This is a genomic window from Candidatus Tisiphia endosymbiont of Nedyus quadrimaculatus, assembly GCF_964059235.1.
Taxonomy (GTDB): Bacteria; Pseudomonadota; Alphaproteobacteria; order Rickettsiales; family Rickettsiaceae; genus Tisiphia.
Window position 1 is genome coordinate 1,160,497 of sequence record NZ_OZ060452.1, and the last position, 16,486, is coordinate 1,176,982.

At 34.4% G+C, this 16,486-nt stretch carries 10 protein-coding genes; 2 read left to right on the forward strand and 8 right to left on the reverse strand.

Features of this window, described 5'->3' with window-relative positions:
* Window positions 1-180 precede the first annotated feature (180 nt).
* Window positions 181-2,913, reverse strand: a complete 2,733-nt coding sequence (gene secA / locus AB3211_RS05560) for a preprotein translocase subunit SecA (protein ID WP_367363901.1) — start codon at window positions 2,911-2,913, stop codon at window positions 181-183.
* A 146-nt stretch (window positions 2,914-3,059) separates the two neighbouring features.
* On the opposite strand from secA, the gene AB3211_RS05565 reads away from it, so the two are divergent.
* A complete protein-coding gene (locus AB3211_RS05565; RefSeq protein WP_367363902.1) occupies window positions 3,060-3,905 on the forward strand; it encodes a peptidylprolyl isomerase in 846 nt (281 codons plus the stop codon).
* 407 nt (window positions 3,906-4,312) lie between these two features.
* On the opposite strand, the gene AB3211_RS05570 is transcribed toward AB3211_RS05565, so the two are convergent.
* Together AB3211_RS05570 and AB3211_RS05575 are read right to left on the reverse strand one after the other, a co-directional pair.
* Window positions 4,313-4,774 (reverse strand): hypothetical protein, encoded by a 462-nt coding sequence (locus tag AB3211_RS05570; RefSeq protein WP_367363903.1) that lies wholly within the window; start codon window positions 4,772-4,774, stop codon window positions 4,313-4,315.
* A gap of 226 nt (window positions 4,775-5,000) precedes the next feature.
* The gene (locus AB3211_RS05575; RefSeq protein WP_367363904.1) at window positions 5,001-5,579 is read right to left on the reverse strand and encodes a disulfide bond formation protein B; all 579 of its coding nucleotides are present in this window, start codon (window positions 5,577-5,579) and stop codon (window positions 5,001-5,003) included.
* Between the two features lie 396 nt (window positions 5,580-5,975).
* Here AB3211_RS05575 and AB3211_RS05580 point away from each other — a divergent pair, with 396 nt between their 5' ends.
* On the forward strand, window positions 5,976-8,105 hold the full coding sequence (locus AB3211_RS05580; protein ID WP_367363905.1) for a Sca4 family protein: 2,130 nt from the start codon (window positions 5,976-5,978) through the stop codon (window positions 8,103-8,105).
* A 423-nt stretch (window positions 8,106-8,528) separates the two neighbouring features.
* Here the strand turns inward: AB3211_RS05580 and AB3211_RS05585 are convergent, their stop codons facing one another.
* The 5 genes from AB3211_RS05585 to AB3211_RS05605 form a co-directional block, all read right to left on the reverse strand.
* The gene (locus AB3211_RS05585; protein ID WP_367363906.1) at window positions 8,529-10,007 is read right to left on the reverse strand and encodes a glutamate--tRNA ligase; all 1,479 of its coding nucleotides are present in this window, start codon (window positions 10,005-10,007) and stop codon (window positions 8,529-8,531) included.
* A 17-nt stretch (window positions 10,008-10,024) separates the two neighbouring features.
* A complete protein-coding gene (topA, locus tag AB3211_RS05590) occupies window positions 10,025-12,544 on the reverse strand; it encodes a type I DNA topoisomerase (RefSeq protein WP_367363907.1) in 2,520 nt (839 codons plus the stop codon).
* A 2-nt stretch (window positions 12,545-12,546) separates the two neighbouring features.
* Complete coding sequence (dprA, locus tag AB3211_RS05595; RefSeq protein WP_367363908.1) at window positions 12,547-13,704, reverse strand: DNA-processing protein DprA; 1,158 nt, start codon at window positions 13,702-13,704, stop codon at window positions 12,547-12,549.
* 305 nt (window positions 13,705-14,009) lie between these two features.
* Window positions 14,010-14,612: a peroxiredoxin gene (locus AB3211_RS05600; protein ID WP_367363909.1), complete on the reverse strand. Its 603-nt coding sequence runs from the start codon at window positions 14,610-14,612 to the stop codon at window positions 14,010-14,012.
* Window positions 14,613-15,433: 821 nt separating this feature from the next.
* Window positions 15,434-16,462, reverse strand: a complete 1,029-nt coding sequence (locus tag AB3211_RS05605) for an IS110 family transposase (RefSeq protein WP_367363682.1) — start codon at window positions 16,460-16,462, stop codon at window positions 15,434-15,436.
* Window positions 16,463-16,486: the final 24 nt, after the last annotated feature.

Consider the following 16,486-nt stretch of genomic DNA (forward strand, 5'->3'; position numbering starts at 1 on the left):
GTTTACCTATCATTAATTTCTTATTATAGGATCAGCTTGTAGGATTAGATCGTAACACTCCCATATTTCTTAATAGCCTTTCAGACTATTTTTTAGATTTCCGTCTACGCGGGAATGACGTTGAAAGTAGTTAAACTTATGTTCACATCAACTATTGACGCGACTTTTAAATTGCCCTGCTTATTCATTACTTCCGTGACAATATTTATATTTCTTGCTAGAACCACAGGGACATAACTCATTTCTAGCCACTTTTCCCCAACTTGATGGGTCTGATTGTACTCTATCCTGTGGGTTGACTTGAGTTTTGATGGTTTTAAGTTGAGTTTCAATACTAACACCAGCATTATATTTATTAAAAGCTGGGTCCTCCCTAGTTTCTCGCATTGTCTTTTGAAGTTTTTTATTTTCCAAAGACATTGACTCTTTTTTAATATGGCTAGTATCCATATGGAGGTGACAAACTCTTTGGATAAATAATTCCTTCAAATTATCGAGCATTTGTTCAAATAAATTGAAAGCTTCTCTTTTATACTCGTTAAGAGGATCTTTTTGGGCATAAGCCCTTAGTGATATACCTTGTCGTAAATGATCTAAATTATGTAGGTGATCTTTCCATACTTGATCTAAAGTTGTTAGTAAAATATACTTAATTGCGTCATTCATCAAGTTAACGCTATATGCTTCATCTTTTGCTTGGTACAAGTCATTTACCATTTGTACAACGTTAGATACCACCTGTACTTCGGTAACATCAGCTTTTGTTATAGATTCATGATGTAGTTTTATAGCAAAAATACGCTGCAACTCTCCTGTTAGAGCGTTTATATCCCAGTCTTCTCTATAAGAACTAGGTGGAATAAAAGTTAATACCACTTTTTCCACTAGTTCTTTTGTCATGTTAGTTAAAAAATCATGTGCATCTTTTGACTTAATGATGTCACTGCGTTGTTCATAAACTATCTTACGTTGATCATTCATAACATCATCAAAACGTAATAAATTTTTACGTATTTCGTAATTATGTCCTTCAACTTTCTGTTGAGCTTTTTCAAGTGAACGACTAATCATAGGGTGATGGATTGCTTCACCATCTTTTAAACCTAACGTTCTTAAAACTCCGGAAATACGGTCTGAGGCAAAAATACGCATCAGATCATCTTCTAAAGACAAGAAAAATTTTGTATTGCCTGGATCACCTTGTCTACCAGCTCTTCCTCGTAACTGGTTATCTATCCTACGACTTTCATGCCTTTCAGTACCTATAACAAATAATCCTCCAGCCTCTATTACACGCTGCTTCTCTTCAGCTATCTGCTCTTTTATTTTTACTATTTCTAATTCATATTGCTCTTTTGGTAGGTTCTTTAGAGATAGTTGTTCTATTAGCATTTCTGGGTTACCGCCAAGCATAATATCTGTACCACGACCTGCCATATTTGTAGCGATAGTCACAGCCTTAAATCGTCCAGCTTGAGCTATAATAAATGCTTCCTGCTGATGAAATTTTGCATTTAAAACATTATGAGTTATTTTATTTTTAGTAAGTAAGTTAGAAATTTCTTCAGACTTCTCTATACTAACTGTTCCAACCAAGACAGGTTGACCACGATCATGACATTCTTTTATTAATTTTAGGATAGCTTCATATTTATCTTGTTTACTGCCATAAATCTCGTCATCATAATCAACTCTAGTAATTGGATTATGGGTAGGAACAGCAAGAACATCAAGATTGTATATGTCTTTTAGCTCTGCAGCTTCGGTCATTGCTGTACCAGTCATGCCTGATAATTTGGGATAATTCCTAAAATAGTTTTGGAAAGTAATAGAAGCCAAGGTTTGATTCTCATTTTGAATTTGTACATGCTCTTTTGCCTCTAGTGACTGGTGTAACCCTTCGGAATACCGTCTACCTTCCATAACGCGTCCAGTAAATTCATCAATAATCATAACTTTTCCATCGCGTACTAAATAATCAACATCACGATTGAAGAGGATATGAGCTCTTAATGATTGATTGATATAATGAACCAAACTTAAATTTTCAAAATCGTAAAGGCTTGAATCTTTTTCAATAAGACTATTAGCTACAAGCATTGATTCTACATGAGTTATACCATTCTCAGTAAGATTAACTGTCCGTAATTTCTCATCTTTTTCGTAATCTTCATCTTTAAACTGACGAACTAATTTATCAATTATGCTGTATAAATCTGAGCGATCGTCTACTGGACCTGATATAATTAGTGGAGTTCTTGCTTCATCAATTAAAATTGAGTCAACTTCATCAATAATAGCGAATTTAAAAGGGCGAAGTACCTTAGAATCTTCACTATATTTCATGTTATCTCTGAGGAAATCAAATCCAAGCTCGTTATTAGTTGCATAAGTAATATCTGCTCTATAAGCGTTACGTCTATCATCATCACTGATATTAGCGATGATACAACCAACAGATAACCCTAGGAATTTATGAATTCTTCCCATCCACTCAGAATCACGTGTTACTAAATAATCATTTACCGTAACAACATGCACCCCTTCACCAGTAAGAGCATTCAAATATGCGGGTAATGTGGCAACTAAAGTTTTTCCTTCTCCTGTACGCATTTCAGTAATCATACCACGGTGCAATATCAATCCACCAATTAGCTGAACATCAAAATGCCTCATCCCATAGACTCTTTTTGAAGCTTCTCGTACAACAGCAAAAGCTTCATAAGTTAAGTCATCTAATGACTCACCATCTTTTAATCTTTGCCTAAATTGCTCTGTTTTATTTCTCAAATCATCATCAGAAAGTTTTTGTATTGAAGGCTCGAGCAAATTAATTTTTTCAATTTCTAAAGATAGTTTTTTTATACTTCTATCATTTGCTGTGCCGAATAATTTTTTAAGTAAAGAAAGCATTTATATCCTAGATTCAAATAGTAAATATCCTGTAAAATATGATATTTTATGATATTTATCAAACAAATTGTAAATAGCTGTTGACGTAGAAGGGTTATCCTTATAAAATCCAGCTATCATAAACAATATATAATAATGGATAACAAATGAAAAGAACAACTATAATTTTTTTAGCTGCTAGTTTACTTGCGAGTAATGCTTTTGCTGATGAAGATAAAATTGTTGCTACCTACAAAGGTGGTGAAGTAAAAGAATCACAGGTTATGCAACAATTCCAACCTTCTTTAGATACCCAACCAAGTGCTAAAGGAAAAAAGTTTGCTGATTTTGATGCGAATATACAGGAAATGTTAGTAAAGGGCTATATTGATGCAAAATTGCTTGAGCAAGAAGCCAAGAATTCTAATATTGAATCTTCAAAAGAATTCCAATCTAAGTTGAATATCGTAAAAAACCAATTGGTTCAGCAAGAATTGATGGAGCGTTATGTAAAATCTCATGTTGATGAGAAAATGATTAATGCTGAATATGATAAATTAGTTGCTAGCCTAAAAGGAAAAGAGGAAGTAAAAGTAAGTCATATTTTGGTTGCAACTGAAAAAGAAGCAATAAATGTACAAAATAGACTTAAAAAAGGGGAAAAATTTGCTAAGCTTGCTAAGGATTTCTCAAAAGATGAAGGGTCTAAAGCAAATGGTGGAGAAATAGGCTATATTACTTCTGGACAGCTAGTGCCTGAATTTGAAGATAAAGCATTATCAATGAAAGTAAATGAAATCTCTGCTCCAGTTAAAACCCAATTTGGTTGGCATATAATTACTGTACTTGATAAAAGAGCTGCACAAATACCTTCTAAGGAGGAAGCTACTGCTGGTATAACCAATCAACTTAGTAGAGATGCTATATTAAAGTATGTTGCTGATCTTGAAAGTAAAGCTGATATCAAAATAATGTTACCAAAGTTACAAATAACAAATGAGACTAAAAAATAATCTAACACCTTAATTTGATGTAAGATATTGGTTTAATAGCCTAGGGTGTCATCCCTGCTAGGGTTAATGTCATTCCCGCTTCGGCTTTGCCCACGTGGATCAAAAAGCCAACGTAAGTAATGGTTATTTACAGAAGCAAAAACGATGTCATTCCCGCGAAGGCGGGAATCTGGACCCCTGCAGGGGGGATGACATCGGAGTTGTTAAACCAATGTCTTACATGTCATCCCAGCGAAAGCTGGGATCTAAAACTATATAACATACCTTCATGCTATTTTTTTAGACCCCGCTACCTTCGCAGGGAGTGACAGCACTTCTATTATTATAGCTAAAAGTTAACTATAAAGATAGCTCCGGACACTAATGAACCCACGCAGGAATCAATCTGCCTTGATAATATTTTATCCTCAACGTGTTCTTGACCCCTCAAATGCTTTGCTAATCGCTTTACCTAGGGCTTCTGTTGATTTTGTAAAGTTATCATATGCTTTTCCACGTTCTTTTTCAGATTTACCAATAGATCCTATTAAAGCGATAGTAGATTTTAAAAAATCACCGAATTGAGTGATAACTTTTGGGGTTTTCATATCTTTCATAAAATTATCTTTGAGATTATTTAAGTCTTCAATTACTTCATCAACTGGACTTGCTTTATTCCCTATTTTTCTTGCCGCATCCCGCAAAGCTCTTGCAGCTTTTGGGCTTACTTGATCAACTTTAGAGTTAATTTTTTTAAATACATTTTGCACTTCGTCCATTATCTGATCATTATCTGGTATAGCGTCAACAATTTGTTCTACTTTCCGCTCTATTTTCTCTCCTAATCTTCTTGCCTTTTTTTCTACTTTTTCTACAAAGCTTTTTGACATTTTATCCTCCATTTATTGGTTATTATTAAAAATTTTTATGATGTCCTGTTATAGTAACCTCAGTTTGATGTAAGACATCGGTTTAATACCACGATGTCATCCCTAATGGCGATGATTACTTGAGCCTACTATTAATTTATTACATCAAACTGAGGTTATAGTAATATAATTAAACTTCTTGAAATAGTCGTCTTTTTTAAACAGAAATCTAATAAATTAAAATTACTTAACTACTACCAAATAATTGCTGTAAATTTTTCCATTCTAAGTAAGTTGTAGGATCGCTAGGACACATACTAAAACCACATTCAAAATAAGTTGCAAACACATTAACAAGAGTGATAATTATCAAACTAATCTCAATTAACGTAGGTACAAAACTAGGATAAAATTGTAGTATACTAAATTTACTTAGAATAAGGCTAACTATAGGGATTATAGACATTAATAGGATTAAAGAAAAAGAAATTATTGCTGACCATGTATAAAAATGTAACCCAAGAAAAGTATTACCATATCCTAAATCATGGGGTAAAATATGCAGCAAAACCTGCCTAATCCCTACCATCAACGTATAAACACTAGAGGTGAATATAATCATATCATATTTCCAAGAAGGATTATATATTATGCTAAGTAGTGCTCCAAGTCCGATAGCAATAAAACCGAATCTTTGTAATAAACATAAAGGGCAGGGTAGTTCATAATAAAAAAATTGGAAAATAAAGGCTACGACATTTGTTACTATACATAAAATAGCAATAGCAATATATATAATTGTAGGTCGGCTTAAAACTGGATTCATAACAAATTAAAATGAGATATTTAAGTGGTCAGTAGCATGTAAGTAAAAATAGATACTAGCTATTAAAAAATTAATATAAAATAATGGTATGATAAAATTATAGCTCTTTTGGGTATTTCTATGCCTATTAATTGTAAAAACATAAAACTTTAAAATAAATATCAAGATCATAATTACCACTACTACTGCCTGTTAAAGCCTAGTTTGACTCTAGGCAAAGAAAATGTCAAGATATAATTGCGTATATGCTTAGTGCTAATATTATTTATGATATAATTAAAGTGAATGAGCCTACTTTTTAAGGAAATTGCCTTAAAAATAAAACAAATTAGTTGCTTTAAAGAAGAATATTATCTAGCATTAATATAATTAAAATTTAAGAATAGGGTGGTAAAAATGAGTAAGAGTGAAGAGAAAAATCCTAGAGAGTATTTTGATTATTATACAGACTTGATGATTGAAATAGATAAAGTTGGAAAAACAGTAGCCATTGATCTAGAAGATAGTCCAGTTGAAAATCAGGCCATTAATTCTCTATTTGACTATCTACTTAAAATTCCAAATAGAGTTTTGGGAGATCATTCGATTTCAAAAGAAGGCAAGATTGCTGTAGTAAATGATGTATTAGACGGTTTTGCTGAAGCAATCAAGACTAATGCTGATGAATGTGAAAAGATAGGGGAAAATACTGAACAAGATGAGTTAACATTTAAGAAAGCTATAGTGTTTGAGAAACTAGCTGACAAATTGGCACAGTCCATACAGCAAGGGGAAATGCCTGATGGTTGGCAAAGATATGAAGATAAGTTGCAGGCAATCATTGCTTCTACTAAAATAGAAGAACTTGCTCAGGACGTCTTTGTGTTGCAAGATTCTGCTGAGGAAAGTCTTAAAGAATTAGAAGACCCTTCTTTGGACGCTATCCGTACCTCTTCTTTTTCTGCTGCCGATCAAGATGTTGACCCTATAACCCAAGCAATTAGAAATCAAATCTTAACCAAGCAGAGGGAGCTAATAGTTGCAGCTCTAGTAAATAATAATATAGCACAACCAAAAGAAATTGGAGATATAACTAAATTTCGTGCGTACTGTGAAAATGAAGAAAACAAAGAAAAAATCAGTGAAGTTCTTAGAGGAGTTGAGTTAAAAAGAGCTTTAGAACAAGTAGAAATTGCCGGCTACAAAAATGTTCATACCCAGTTTGCAGATAGATTTAGTACTATGGAATGGAAGGATGGAGTTGGAGAAAGTGGTAATGGTATTACTACTAAAACGCAGATAGTACGAGATGTAAATGACAACGAGATTGCTAGATTAACAGAAGCAACACATCAAATAAATCCTCCTCAAACAGTGCAAAAAAGTGATGGTACTACAGTAGAAATTAAAAATTATAGGACGATAGATTTTCCGATAAAACTTAATGAAGGCGGGCCAATGCATTTATCGCTAGCGGTAAAGGATTCACTTGGCAGAAATATTGCCGCAAGTAAGGCTGTATATTTTACTGCTCACTATGATGATGATGGTAAGCTAATCGAGGTCAGCTCACCACGTCCAGTTAAGTTTAGTGGAACTGACCCTAATGCAGTTGGGTATATAGAGCATGGTGGACAGATATATACCTTGCCAGTAACTCAAGAAAAATATAAAGCAATGATGCAAGAAGTAGCCCAAAACAAGGGACATGGCGTGAATATTTCACAATCTATCGATACACCATCTGTAGATCGTATTATAACTTCCCCTCAGAAGACTGAAGAGCTGGGTAGAACAAAAGAGGCTGTGGTTTCTCTTGCTGACACGACCCAAGAGGAAGCAAGGGTTAATATTCTAGATAAGCCTCTTGATGCCCTAGATACCACACCTGTTCTAACACCAGAAAAAGCAAATGTAAAAGTAAATCCAAGGGGTAATATTCTAGATGAACCTAACCCCACTCTTAAAAATGCCCCCGTTCTAACACCAGAAGTAGTTGATAATGTTCGTACAGCTAGCAAATTAGTTGAGTCAAAGTCTGTTCAGGAAACTGCACAAGAGCTAGCACAATCCCTTAGGAACAACTTCACAACACAGGTAATTCCATCTCGAAAAACCAATGTTGAGATTACTGTACAAGCAGAAAAGATATATAAAAATTTGCAAAAAAATGAACTTGAAAAGCAGAAACAATATATCAATGAAGAATTAAAAAAATTATCAACTCCTCAAGAACAGATAAAACTATTGCAGGAATTAGCACGGGTTGAAGCTGATAGAAGGGGAGAACGAGTTAAAGAAATTGGTCTTGGAGGAGAGAAAGAAGCAAATGTAGGGCAGGTTAGATTAAGAACAGAACAGAGGAGAGAAAGTACAAATGGATCTCCTCAAATGGGATACCAACAGAAAGGAGAACATGTTAATGTTAAAGATGATGTAAATTTACAAACATTCCTAAAGAATAGAATTGTTGAAATTAATCAAGAATCCCAAAAGCCAGCTCCTGCTTTAAAAACTCGGAAGGTAGGAAGTCATGGTTTATCCTAATTTACTTTAATTTCAGTTTTATGTAAGACATCGGTTTAATAGCCTAGGGTGTTATCCCAGCGTAGGCTGGGATCTAAAAATAGTTTAGCAGGCTGTTTATATATTTTTAGATCCCGCTACTTATGCAGGGGGTGACATTCATAACTGTTAAAAGTTAAAAAACCGTCATTGCGAGCGAACGTACGTGAGCGTGGCAATCCATGAAGCTTGGTCATATGGATTGCCACGCTCACGTACGTTCGCTCGCAATGACGGTTTAAGCCTTACAACAGCTTCGCAATGACGATTTTTTAACTTTCAACAGTTGTGGGGTGACATCGTAAGAGAGGCAGACATCGGAGCGTTTATGTCATTCCCGCGTAGGTAGCGGAATCCATAATATCTAATAGCCTTTCAGGCTATTTTTTTAGATCAACACAAAAATCAACTTAATCTTTTTATAATTTCTTCTCTGCGAAGTAAGGGTAATATTACTGACATTTCCGGTCCGGATGGCATTCCTGTTATGCTAAGCCTTAGAGGTAAGAATACATCCTTGCCCTTTTTACCAGTAACGACCATAATTTTTTTAGTCCATATGCTCCAGCTGTCGAGGGTTATTGGTTCGTCTGGTAACAATATAGCTGCCTGTTTTAAAAAATCTTTATCTAAGCCTTCAACTTTAGATGGTGAGTAACAAATATTCCACCAATCTTTTATTTCATATAATTTTTGCAAATTAGCTCTCACTGCCAACCAAAACTGTTCAGTTACTTGCTCAGCCTTAATCTCTCTTAAGCGATCTTTTACTTCATCAAAACTAAGGCTAATTAGTAATTTATGATTCAGACGTTCTAATTCTTCCGGCAAATAAGTTGTTGGACTTTTAGAAAAATTATTAATGTCAAACTCTTTTATTAGCTGATCTAAATTCTTAAACGATACAATACTTGATGACGAACCAATTAAACTAAAAAAACTATTAATTGCCATTGGTTCTAATCCAATTTCATCCCTTAGAGCAGCGATCTCAAACCCTCCTATTCTTTTAGATATTTTTTCATCTCGGCTAATGACTAGACCAAGATGAGCAAAATTCGGTATATACCCTTCGCCTTTCAAGTATTGGCGTTGTTGTACTTCGGGACTTCGCGTACTCACGTAGGTTTTACTACGCTCCGTTCGCTCGCCACTCGTACGCCTAGCCAACTCTTGAAATGCATCGGGTATACTCTTTTGATTTGAGTATAGCTCTCCCTGTAGTGCTTCAAACATTTGTAGTTGAATCGCCGTATTAGTTACATGATCTTCGCCCCTAATAATATGGGTAATCGAATAATCAATATCATCAATGACTGAACAAAGCATATAAGTCATACTATTATCTTCTCTGATAACTATCGGATCACCAAGATTCTTCCCATCATATTTAACTTCACCCTTAATCATATCTTGCCACATAATTGGAGTGTGCGATACCAAAAATCGATAATGCGGCTTTCTTCCTTGACTAATATAATCATTTATTTGTTGTTGAGTCAAATTCAAAGCCGCCCGATCATAGATGGGGGGGAGTCCTCTTGATAATTGTAATTTACGTTTCAGTTCCAGCTCTTCTTGAGTCTCAAAACAAGGATATAATCTATTTTTTTGCAATAATAATGTTTTTACAACCTCATATTTAGCAAGTCTATTAGATTGGCAAAAAGTTTGATCCCAGTTAAGCCCTAGAAATTTCAAATCCTGTTCAATAGCATTTTTATATTGTTGTTTGCTACGTTCAAGATCGGTATCATCAAACCTTAAAATGAATATGCCATTATGCTTTCTAGCATATAACCAATTTATAAGAGCTGTCCTACTATTACCTATATGCAGCATACCTGTTGGTGATGGTGCGAATCTTGTGATAACCCTTCCCATAATTTTATCTTAACCGCTTATTGTACTTTTTTCTTTCTTGTTGTTTTTTTTGCTGTAGCCTTCTTTTTAGAAGTTTTTTTTGCAACTATCACCTGTTTGCCATTATCTTTCTCTTGTTTATTCTTTAACTTATTATTACTAGCTTCAATTATTTCTACAGCGATCTCTGTTGTTATGGTAAAAGGATCGTATCTTTTTGGTATTGAAATAAACCTATCAAGATATTTAAGATACGGACCATATCTACCTATACCAAGTATAATCTCTTGTTGAGATTCAGGATGTAAACATAATTTCACTGGCAACTCAAGCAACCTCATAGCTAAATCAAGAGTAACATCACTTTGTGCAATAGAAGGTGGCAACGATGCACGTTTTGGCTTTTCACCCTTGGCAACTTGCTCACTAGTCTGTACATATAAACCATATGGACCTTTCTTTAGAAAAACATCAAAACCATCCTTATTTACTCCTAATAGTTTGTTCTCTTCCATAGTAGCAACATCATCACTATTTTTAGAGGTAATTTGTTTTTTGAAAGTACATTCTGGGTAATTACTACAAGCTAAGAATGCTCCAAACTTACCAAGCTTCAGACCTAATTGACCTGTAGAGCAGGATGGGCAAATTCTTGAATTGTTACTTTCTGACTTTTCTCCAAATAAGTGATAATCTAAGGCTTCTTCAACATAAGTAATTATATCAGATATTTTCTTTCCACTAACTACTTCTACATTATTATTAAACCCATCCCAGAATTTTTTTAGTAAAGACTTCCATTCTATTTTACCTTCTGCCACCTCATCTAAATCATTTTCAAGATCAGCTGTGAAATCATATTCCACATATTTCTTAAAAAAACCTGTCAAAAATGTTGTAACTAAACGCCCTAATTCCTCTGGAAAGAATCGTTTTTTCTCAACAACTACATATTTTCTATCTTGCAACACTGATATAATTGAAGCATAAGTAGACGGGCGACCAATACCAAGTTCCTCAAGCCTCTTTACTAAACTAGCTTCAGAATATCTTGGGGGCGGATCAGTGAAATGTTGTGCTGGATTCACTGAATCTGTAATTAATTTCTCTCCTTCTTTTAGCGGTGGTAGAAGCCTATTTTCTTCTTCTGTTTCATCATCTAGACCTTCTCGATAAATTTTATAAAAACCATCAAACGCAATAATTGAGCCATTTGCTCTGCATGTAAATTCTTTATCTTCTGTACAGTCAATTGATGAGAATTTGGTGACGTCGTCACTCGTCGCTCGCCTATTATCTATAGGCTTCGCTCCATCGTTCCTAGCATCAAATTCTCCTGAATTGACTGTATCAAGCTGAGCTACTACCAAATCAATAATAACATTTTCCATCTGGCAAGCTACCGTCCTCTTCCAAATTAGGTCATAAAGCTTGTAATAATCTTTATCTAGTTTATCCTTTAACTTTTCTGGTAGCAGGGTAATATCAGTTGGTCTAATCGCTTCGTGAGCTTCTTGGGCATTTTTAGCTTTAGATTTATAAACTCGTTGGCTAGTTGGCAGATATTTATCCCCAAAATTCTTATCTATCAACTGACGTATTTGCTCAACAGCTTCACTAGCAAGAGTTGTCCCGTCCGTTCTCATATAAGTGATCAAACCTATAGTTTCATTACCTATATCCATACCTTCGTAAAGTTTTTGGGCAATTTGCATAGTCTTCTTAGCAGTAAACCCTAATTTTCTTGCAGCTTCTTGCTGCAGCGAAGAGGTAATAAAAGGCGGTTGCGGTTGACGTTTTTGCTGTTTTTTTTCTATAGAGGCAACATGAAAATTCTTTAATTTTATTTTCTCGACTAGATCATTGGCAGCCAGTTCATTAGTAATTGAGAATTTCTCTAATTTTTTACCATTAACATGAGTTAATCTCGCTAAAAACGGTTCATTATTACTATTAAGAACATTAAGACTAATATCCCAATATTCTTGCGATTTAAAACGTTCAATTTCATCTTCTCGTTCGCAAATAAGTCTCAGTGCTACAGACTGCACTCTTCCGGCTGATCTACATCCTGGCAATTTACGCCATAATATCGGCGATAAAGTAAATCCTACCAAATAGTCTAATGCCCTCCTTGCTTGTTGAGCATTGACCAAATCAATATCAATTTTTCTTGGGTTTTCAATTGCATGTAAAATAGCTTTTTTTGTAACTTCATCAAATGCTACTCTTTTAAAGAAATCACTAGATTTAACCAAGTTTTTTTCTTTTATTATTTCTGCAACATGCCAAGCAATTGATTCTCCTTCTCGGTCTCGATCTGTTGCTAGATAAATCATTTCAGCTTTGGCAGCATCTTTAGTTATTGCTTCAACATATTTTTCTGCTTTATCTGATATAATATATTTCATAGCAAAATCTTCATCTGGCAGAACTGAACCATTTTTAGATGGTAAATCTCTAATATGTCCAAACGAAGCAATAACTTTAAAACCATTATCTAGATATTTATTTATCGTTTTCGCCTTTGCTGGCGATTCTACTATTACTAATTTCATATTTATTTATAAATTAAAGAGATCTTGTTGCCAGGATATCTAGTTATTTTTCCAGCCAGTTCTAGCTCCAGTATTATCATATATATAACCTGCAAAGGTAGCTGCGTTTGATGCAAACAATCAAAATCTATAGGAGTTGAAGATAAAAGCTCCTTAACTTTCATACGCATATCGTTGGTAATTGGATTAGCATATTTTACATCTAACGCTTTAAACTGGTTATTCTCAGCTGAATCATTTGCCACATCCTTAGATTTGCTGACAACCTTAGAAAAATGTGGTAGATTAGTTACTATATCTTGGGTAGATTCCACCATGTATGCTCCTTCCTTGATAAGTTTATTAGTACCCTGACACCTAGGATCTAGCGGAAATCCTGGCACTGCAAATACTTCTCTATTCTGTTCTAAAGCAAACCTTGCTGTTATTAATGATCCAGATTTTAGGCTTGCCTCAATTACTACCGTTCCAAGAGATATACCAGAAATCAATCGATTGCGCTGTGGGAAATGTTGTCCAAGAGGTTTTGAACCTATTGGTAATTCAGCAATTATTAACCCCTCTTGCTGAATTTGCTCGAATAATTTCCCATTTTCTATGGGATAGACATGATCAATTCCTCCAGCTATAACTCCTATTGTTTTAGAGGTATTAACTTGATGCACTGCCGTATCAATACCTCTTGCAAGTCCAGAAACCATTATATAATCTGCGTCTGTCAATTCCTTAGCGATTTTAGCTGCAAAAGCACGACCATTTACTGAAGCATTTCTTGCTCCAACAATTGCTAAACATCTTTCGTGTGATAATAACCCGATATTGCCCTTATAACTTAGTATCGGCGGGCAATCAAAAATCTCTAACAATAACCTTGAATATTCTAGAGACTTATAGGTAATAATTTTGGCGTTATTCTTTTCCAAAATCTCAAGTTCTTTACTTGCCTCACTTTGTGAAAATACCTTTACTGGTTTAGAGCGTCCACCTCGCAGCGAAAATTCTTGTATATTTTCAATTGCAGTACTACTACTACCAAATAACTTTATTAAACTCCAAAAAGTTCTCGGACCAACATTTTCACTCCTAATTAGTCTTAGAATATCAATTGTTTCTTTTGTATAAGATACTCGGTTAGTATCCAAAAATAGCTCCTTAAGCATCAAATCTCTTTTGTAGTACTAATGTCAAAACGATGTCATCCCAGCGAAAGCTGGGATCTAATAATGTTTAATAGTCTTTCAGGCTATTTTTTTAGATTCCCGCCTACGCGGGAATGACAGCTCTGGGTAGTAACTACAACTGTAGTATTAGCGTAGTTAATAATGGGAAATGGTATTATCCCTTGAATGATATTTGCAGTATATAGCAAAATTTTTTCCCACTAAGTAAAAAAATAAAAAAACAATTAATTTCTAACTAAGGAAGTTTAAAAATTACAATTGGCAGTAGAAACCTACGCTATATACTATAATTTTTCTGCATTAGAAGCTAAGTAATCTGCCACTCCTTTATGTGAGGGGGTAATACCTTCATCACCTTTATGCCATCCAGCTGGACATACTTCACCATGCTTTGCATTATAGTCTAGAGCATCTATCACTCTTATTACTTCATCAATATTTCTACCAATTGGCAAATCGTTAACTAACAAGTGCCTTACTATAAATTCTTCATCAATAACAAAAGTACCACGCAGTGACATTCCATCATCATGAAGTACATTATAACTATGTGAGGCACTTTTATTAAGATCTGACACCATGGGAATTTGGATATTACCAACACCACCTTTATTGTAAGGAGTATTCTTCCAAGCCAAATGAGAAAAATGCGAGTCAACGCTTATTGTTAGTAACTTTGTATTTCTATCATTAAATTCTCCTAATCTATTATTAAAGGCTATAATTTCTGATGGACAAACAAAAGTAAAATCTAGGGGATAAAAAAACAATACAACTTTATGACCCTTAGCATAATTTTTAAGATTAAATTCAGATTCTATACTATTATCAGGCATAATAGCTTTAGCTGTAAAATCCGGTGCAGCTTTTCCAACGAATACTTGCATTTTAAATTCCTTCAGTTTTAAGTGATTAAAAATAATTATTATTCTAACCCCCTTCGATGTCACCCCTGCGTAGGCAGGGGTCTAAAAAATAGCCAAGAAAACTATTTAGACTTTTCTAGCCCCCTGCCTACGCAGGAGTGACATCGAAGGGGAATCAGGGGTAACATCAACCCTAACAGGGATGATACTGATAACAAGTTATATCGAACTCAGGTTAAGTAAGATTGACAAATCAGCCTTACGACAATTTGAAGTCCTTCGATCCCGGTTCGAGCGTTCGCACCGAAGGCTCTCACTTGCCTAAGATGACGCCGCCGACTTAAACCGGACACTAGTGTGTCTACGCAGGGATACACCCTAGGCTATTAAACCGATGTCTCATATCGAACTCAAATTATGATACACAAAATGATAATGTATTACAATACCAAATCTTAAATGAATTAGCAGGGTAATTTAAAAATTACAATCAATAATTGAGTGTATGCCATGATCGGAAATGGTATTACTACCTAGAGCTGTCATATATGGACGAGTAAGTAAGTCAATAAGAAAAATGATGCGGGAGTAATAAAAAAATAAGCTGTCATATATTCGGCATCTAGTGCCATAATAGTTTTCGCATTCCACGCAATCCTTGGAGTTATCCACTCATTCTTACGGCTTCTAGAGCCTTGACATAAAATCTCGGACTTGTTTTTGGAATGCCCTTTTATTATCTCCAATCACTTTCGCTTATATCGTACCTCTTAAATCCTATTTACTTACTTCTTCTTTTTATATAGATAAAATACAGATAAATCTATATACACCACCAACTATCAAGCATATGCACATTTTCTTGTAACACATACATACGCTATTCTAGCTAATTTGTTTGCTATTGCCACAGCAGCCTTATTAAAGCTCATCCTTTCCAGCAATTTCTTTGCCCATTGCACTAAATGATCAGTAGGATCCTTTTGTATTTTTGCTCTGATTGCAATAGACCTTGCTCCTTGTATCAGCATAGTTCTAACATATCTATCTCCTTTCTTAGTGATAGATCCAAGACTTGTTTTACCACCTGTGCTATTTTGCTTAGGCACTAATCCCAAACTTGCAGCAAAACTTCGACAATCATCATAATTTTCATAAGCTGCTATGCTTAGTATATTAGCATTAATTTCTCCAATACCTGGTATTGTTTTTAATAAAGTAGCTGTTTCAGATTCTTTATTTATTGCTATTAGCTGTTTATCTATTGCTGATTCTTGTATTAATAACGTAGCAATTTCTTCAGCTATTACCTTCATTTCCTTATACATTCTCTCTGAAATCACACCAGCATTTTTGGCATCTTCTACTATATTTAATGCCTCACGGGCAAATTTAGATTTACTCATTTTTATGTAATAACCAAATTCAAGTAAATCACTCATTAAACCATTACTATATTGTACTCTTTGTCTAATAATATGTTGCCGACGTTTATGTAACCAACTAATCTCTTGTTGTGATATATTTTTTATACGAACCGATTTTAACTCCGGATCTTTTCCTGCTCTTGCTATTGCCAAAGCATCATTTGTATCATTTTTTTGCCGAGTTTTTGCAAAAGCTTTTACATCACATGGTTTAAGTAATTTTACTGTAAAACCTGATTCCATAAACTTATTGCTCCAATAATGACAACTGCCACATGCTTCCATTACCAATAAACTATTCTTGGGAATGTTTGTTAAAATGTAGTCTTCAAATTCTTCTCTGTGTAATTTTTTAGCTAATATTTTTTCACCATCTTTATTTAATGCAACAATATGAAAAATTGTTTTTGCTAAATCAATGCCTAGTATATTAATATCTTTCATGGTATGGACTCCTTTTTAATTATT

What these genes read in the sequence shown, in the direction of transcription:
- AB3211_RS05585 (WP_367363906.1), bottom strand. Translation starts at nt 10,007, where the DNA reads ATGGGAAGGGTTATCACAAGATTCGCACCATCACCAACAGGTATGCTG.
- AB3211_RS05565 (WP_367363902.1), top strand. Translation starts at nt 3,060, where the DNA reads ATGAAAAGAACAACTATAATTTTTTTAGCTGCTAGTTTACTTGCGAGT.
- AB3211_RS05605 (WP_367363682.1), bottom strand. Translation starts at nt 16,462, where the DNA reads ATGAAAGATATTAATATACTAGGCATTGATTTAGCAAAAACAATTTTT.
- AB3211_RS05580 (WP_367363905.1), top strand. Translation starts at nt 5,976, where the DNA reads ATGAGTAAGAGTGAAGAGAAAAATCCTAGAGAGTATTTTGATTATTAT.
- AB3211_RS05600 (WP_367363909.1), bottom strand. Translation starts at nt 14,612, where the DNA reads ATGCAAGTATTCGTTGGAAAAGCTGCACCGGATTTTACAGCTAAAGCT.
- AB3211_RS05575 (WP_367363904.1), bottom strand. Translation starts at nt 5,579, where the DNA reads ATGAATCCAGTTTTAAGCCGACCTACAATTATATATATTGCTATTGCT.
- topA (WP_367363907.1), bottom strand. Translation starts at nt 12,544, where the DNA reads ATGAAATTAGTAATAGTAGAATCGCCAGCAAAGGCGAAAACGATAAAT.
- AB3211_RS05570 (WP_367363903.1), bottom strand. Translation starts at nt 4,774, where the DNA reads ATGTCAAAAAGCTTTGTAGAAAAAGTAGAAAAAAAGGCAAGAAGATTA.
- secA (WP_367363901.1), bottom strand. Translation starts at nt 2,913, where the DNA reads ATGCTTTCTTTACTTAAAAAATTATTCGGCACAGCAAATGATAGAAGT.
- dprA (WP_367363908.1), bottom strand. Translation starts at nt 13,704, where the DNA reads ATGCTTAAGGAGCTATTTTTGGATACTAACCGAGTATCTTATACAAAA.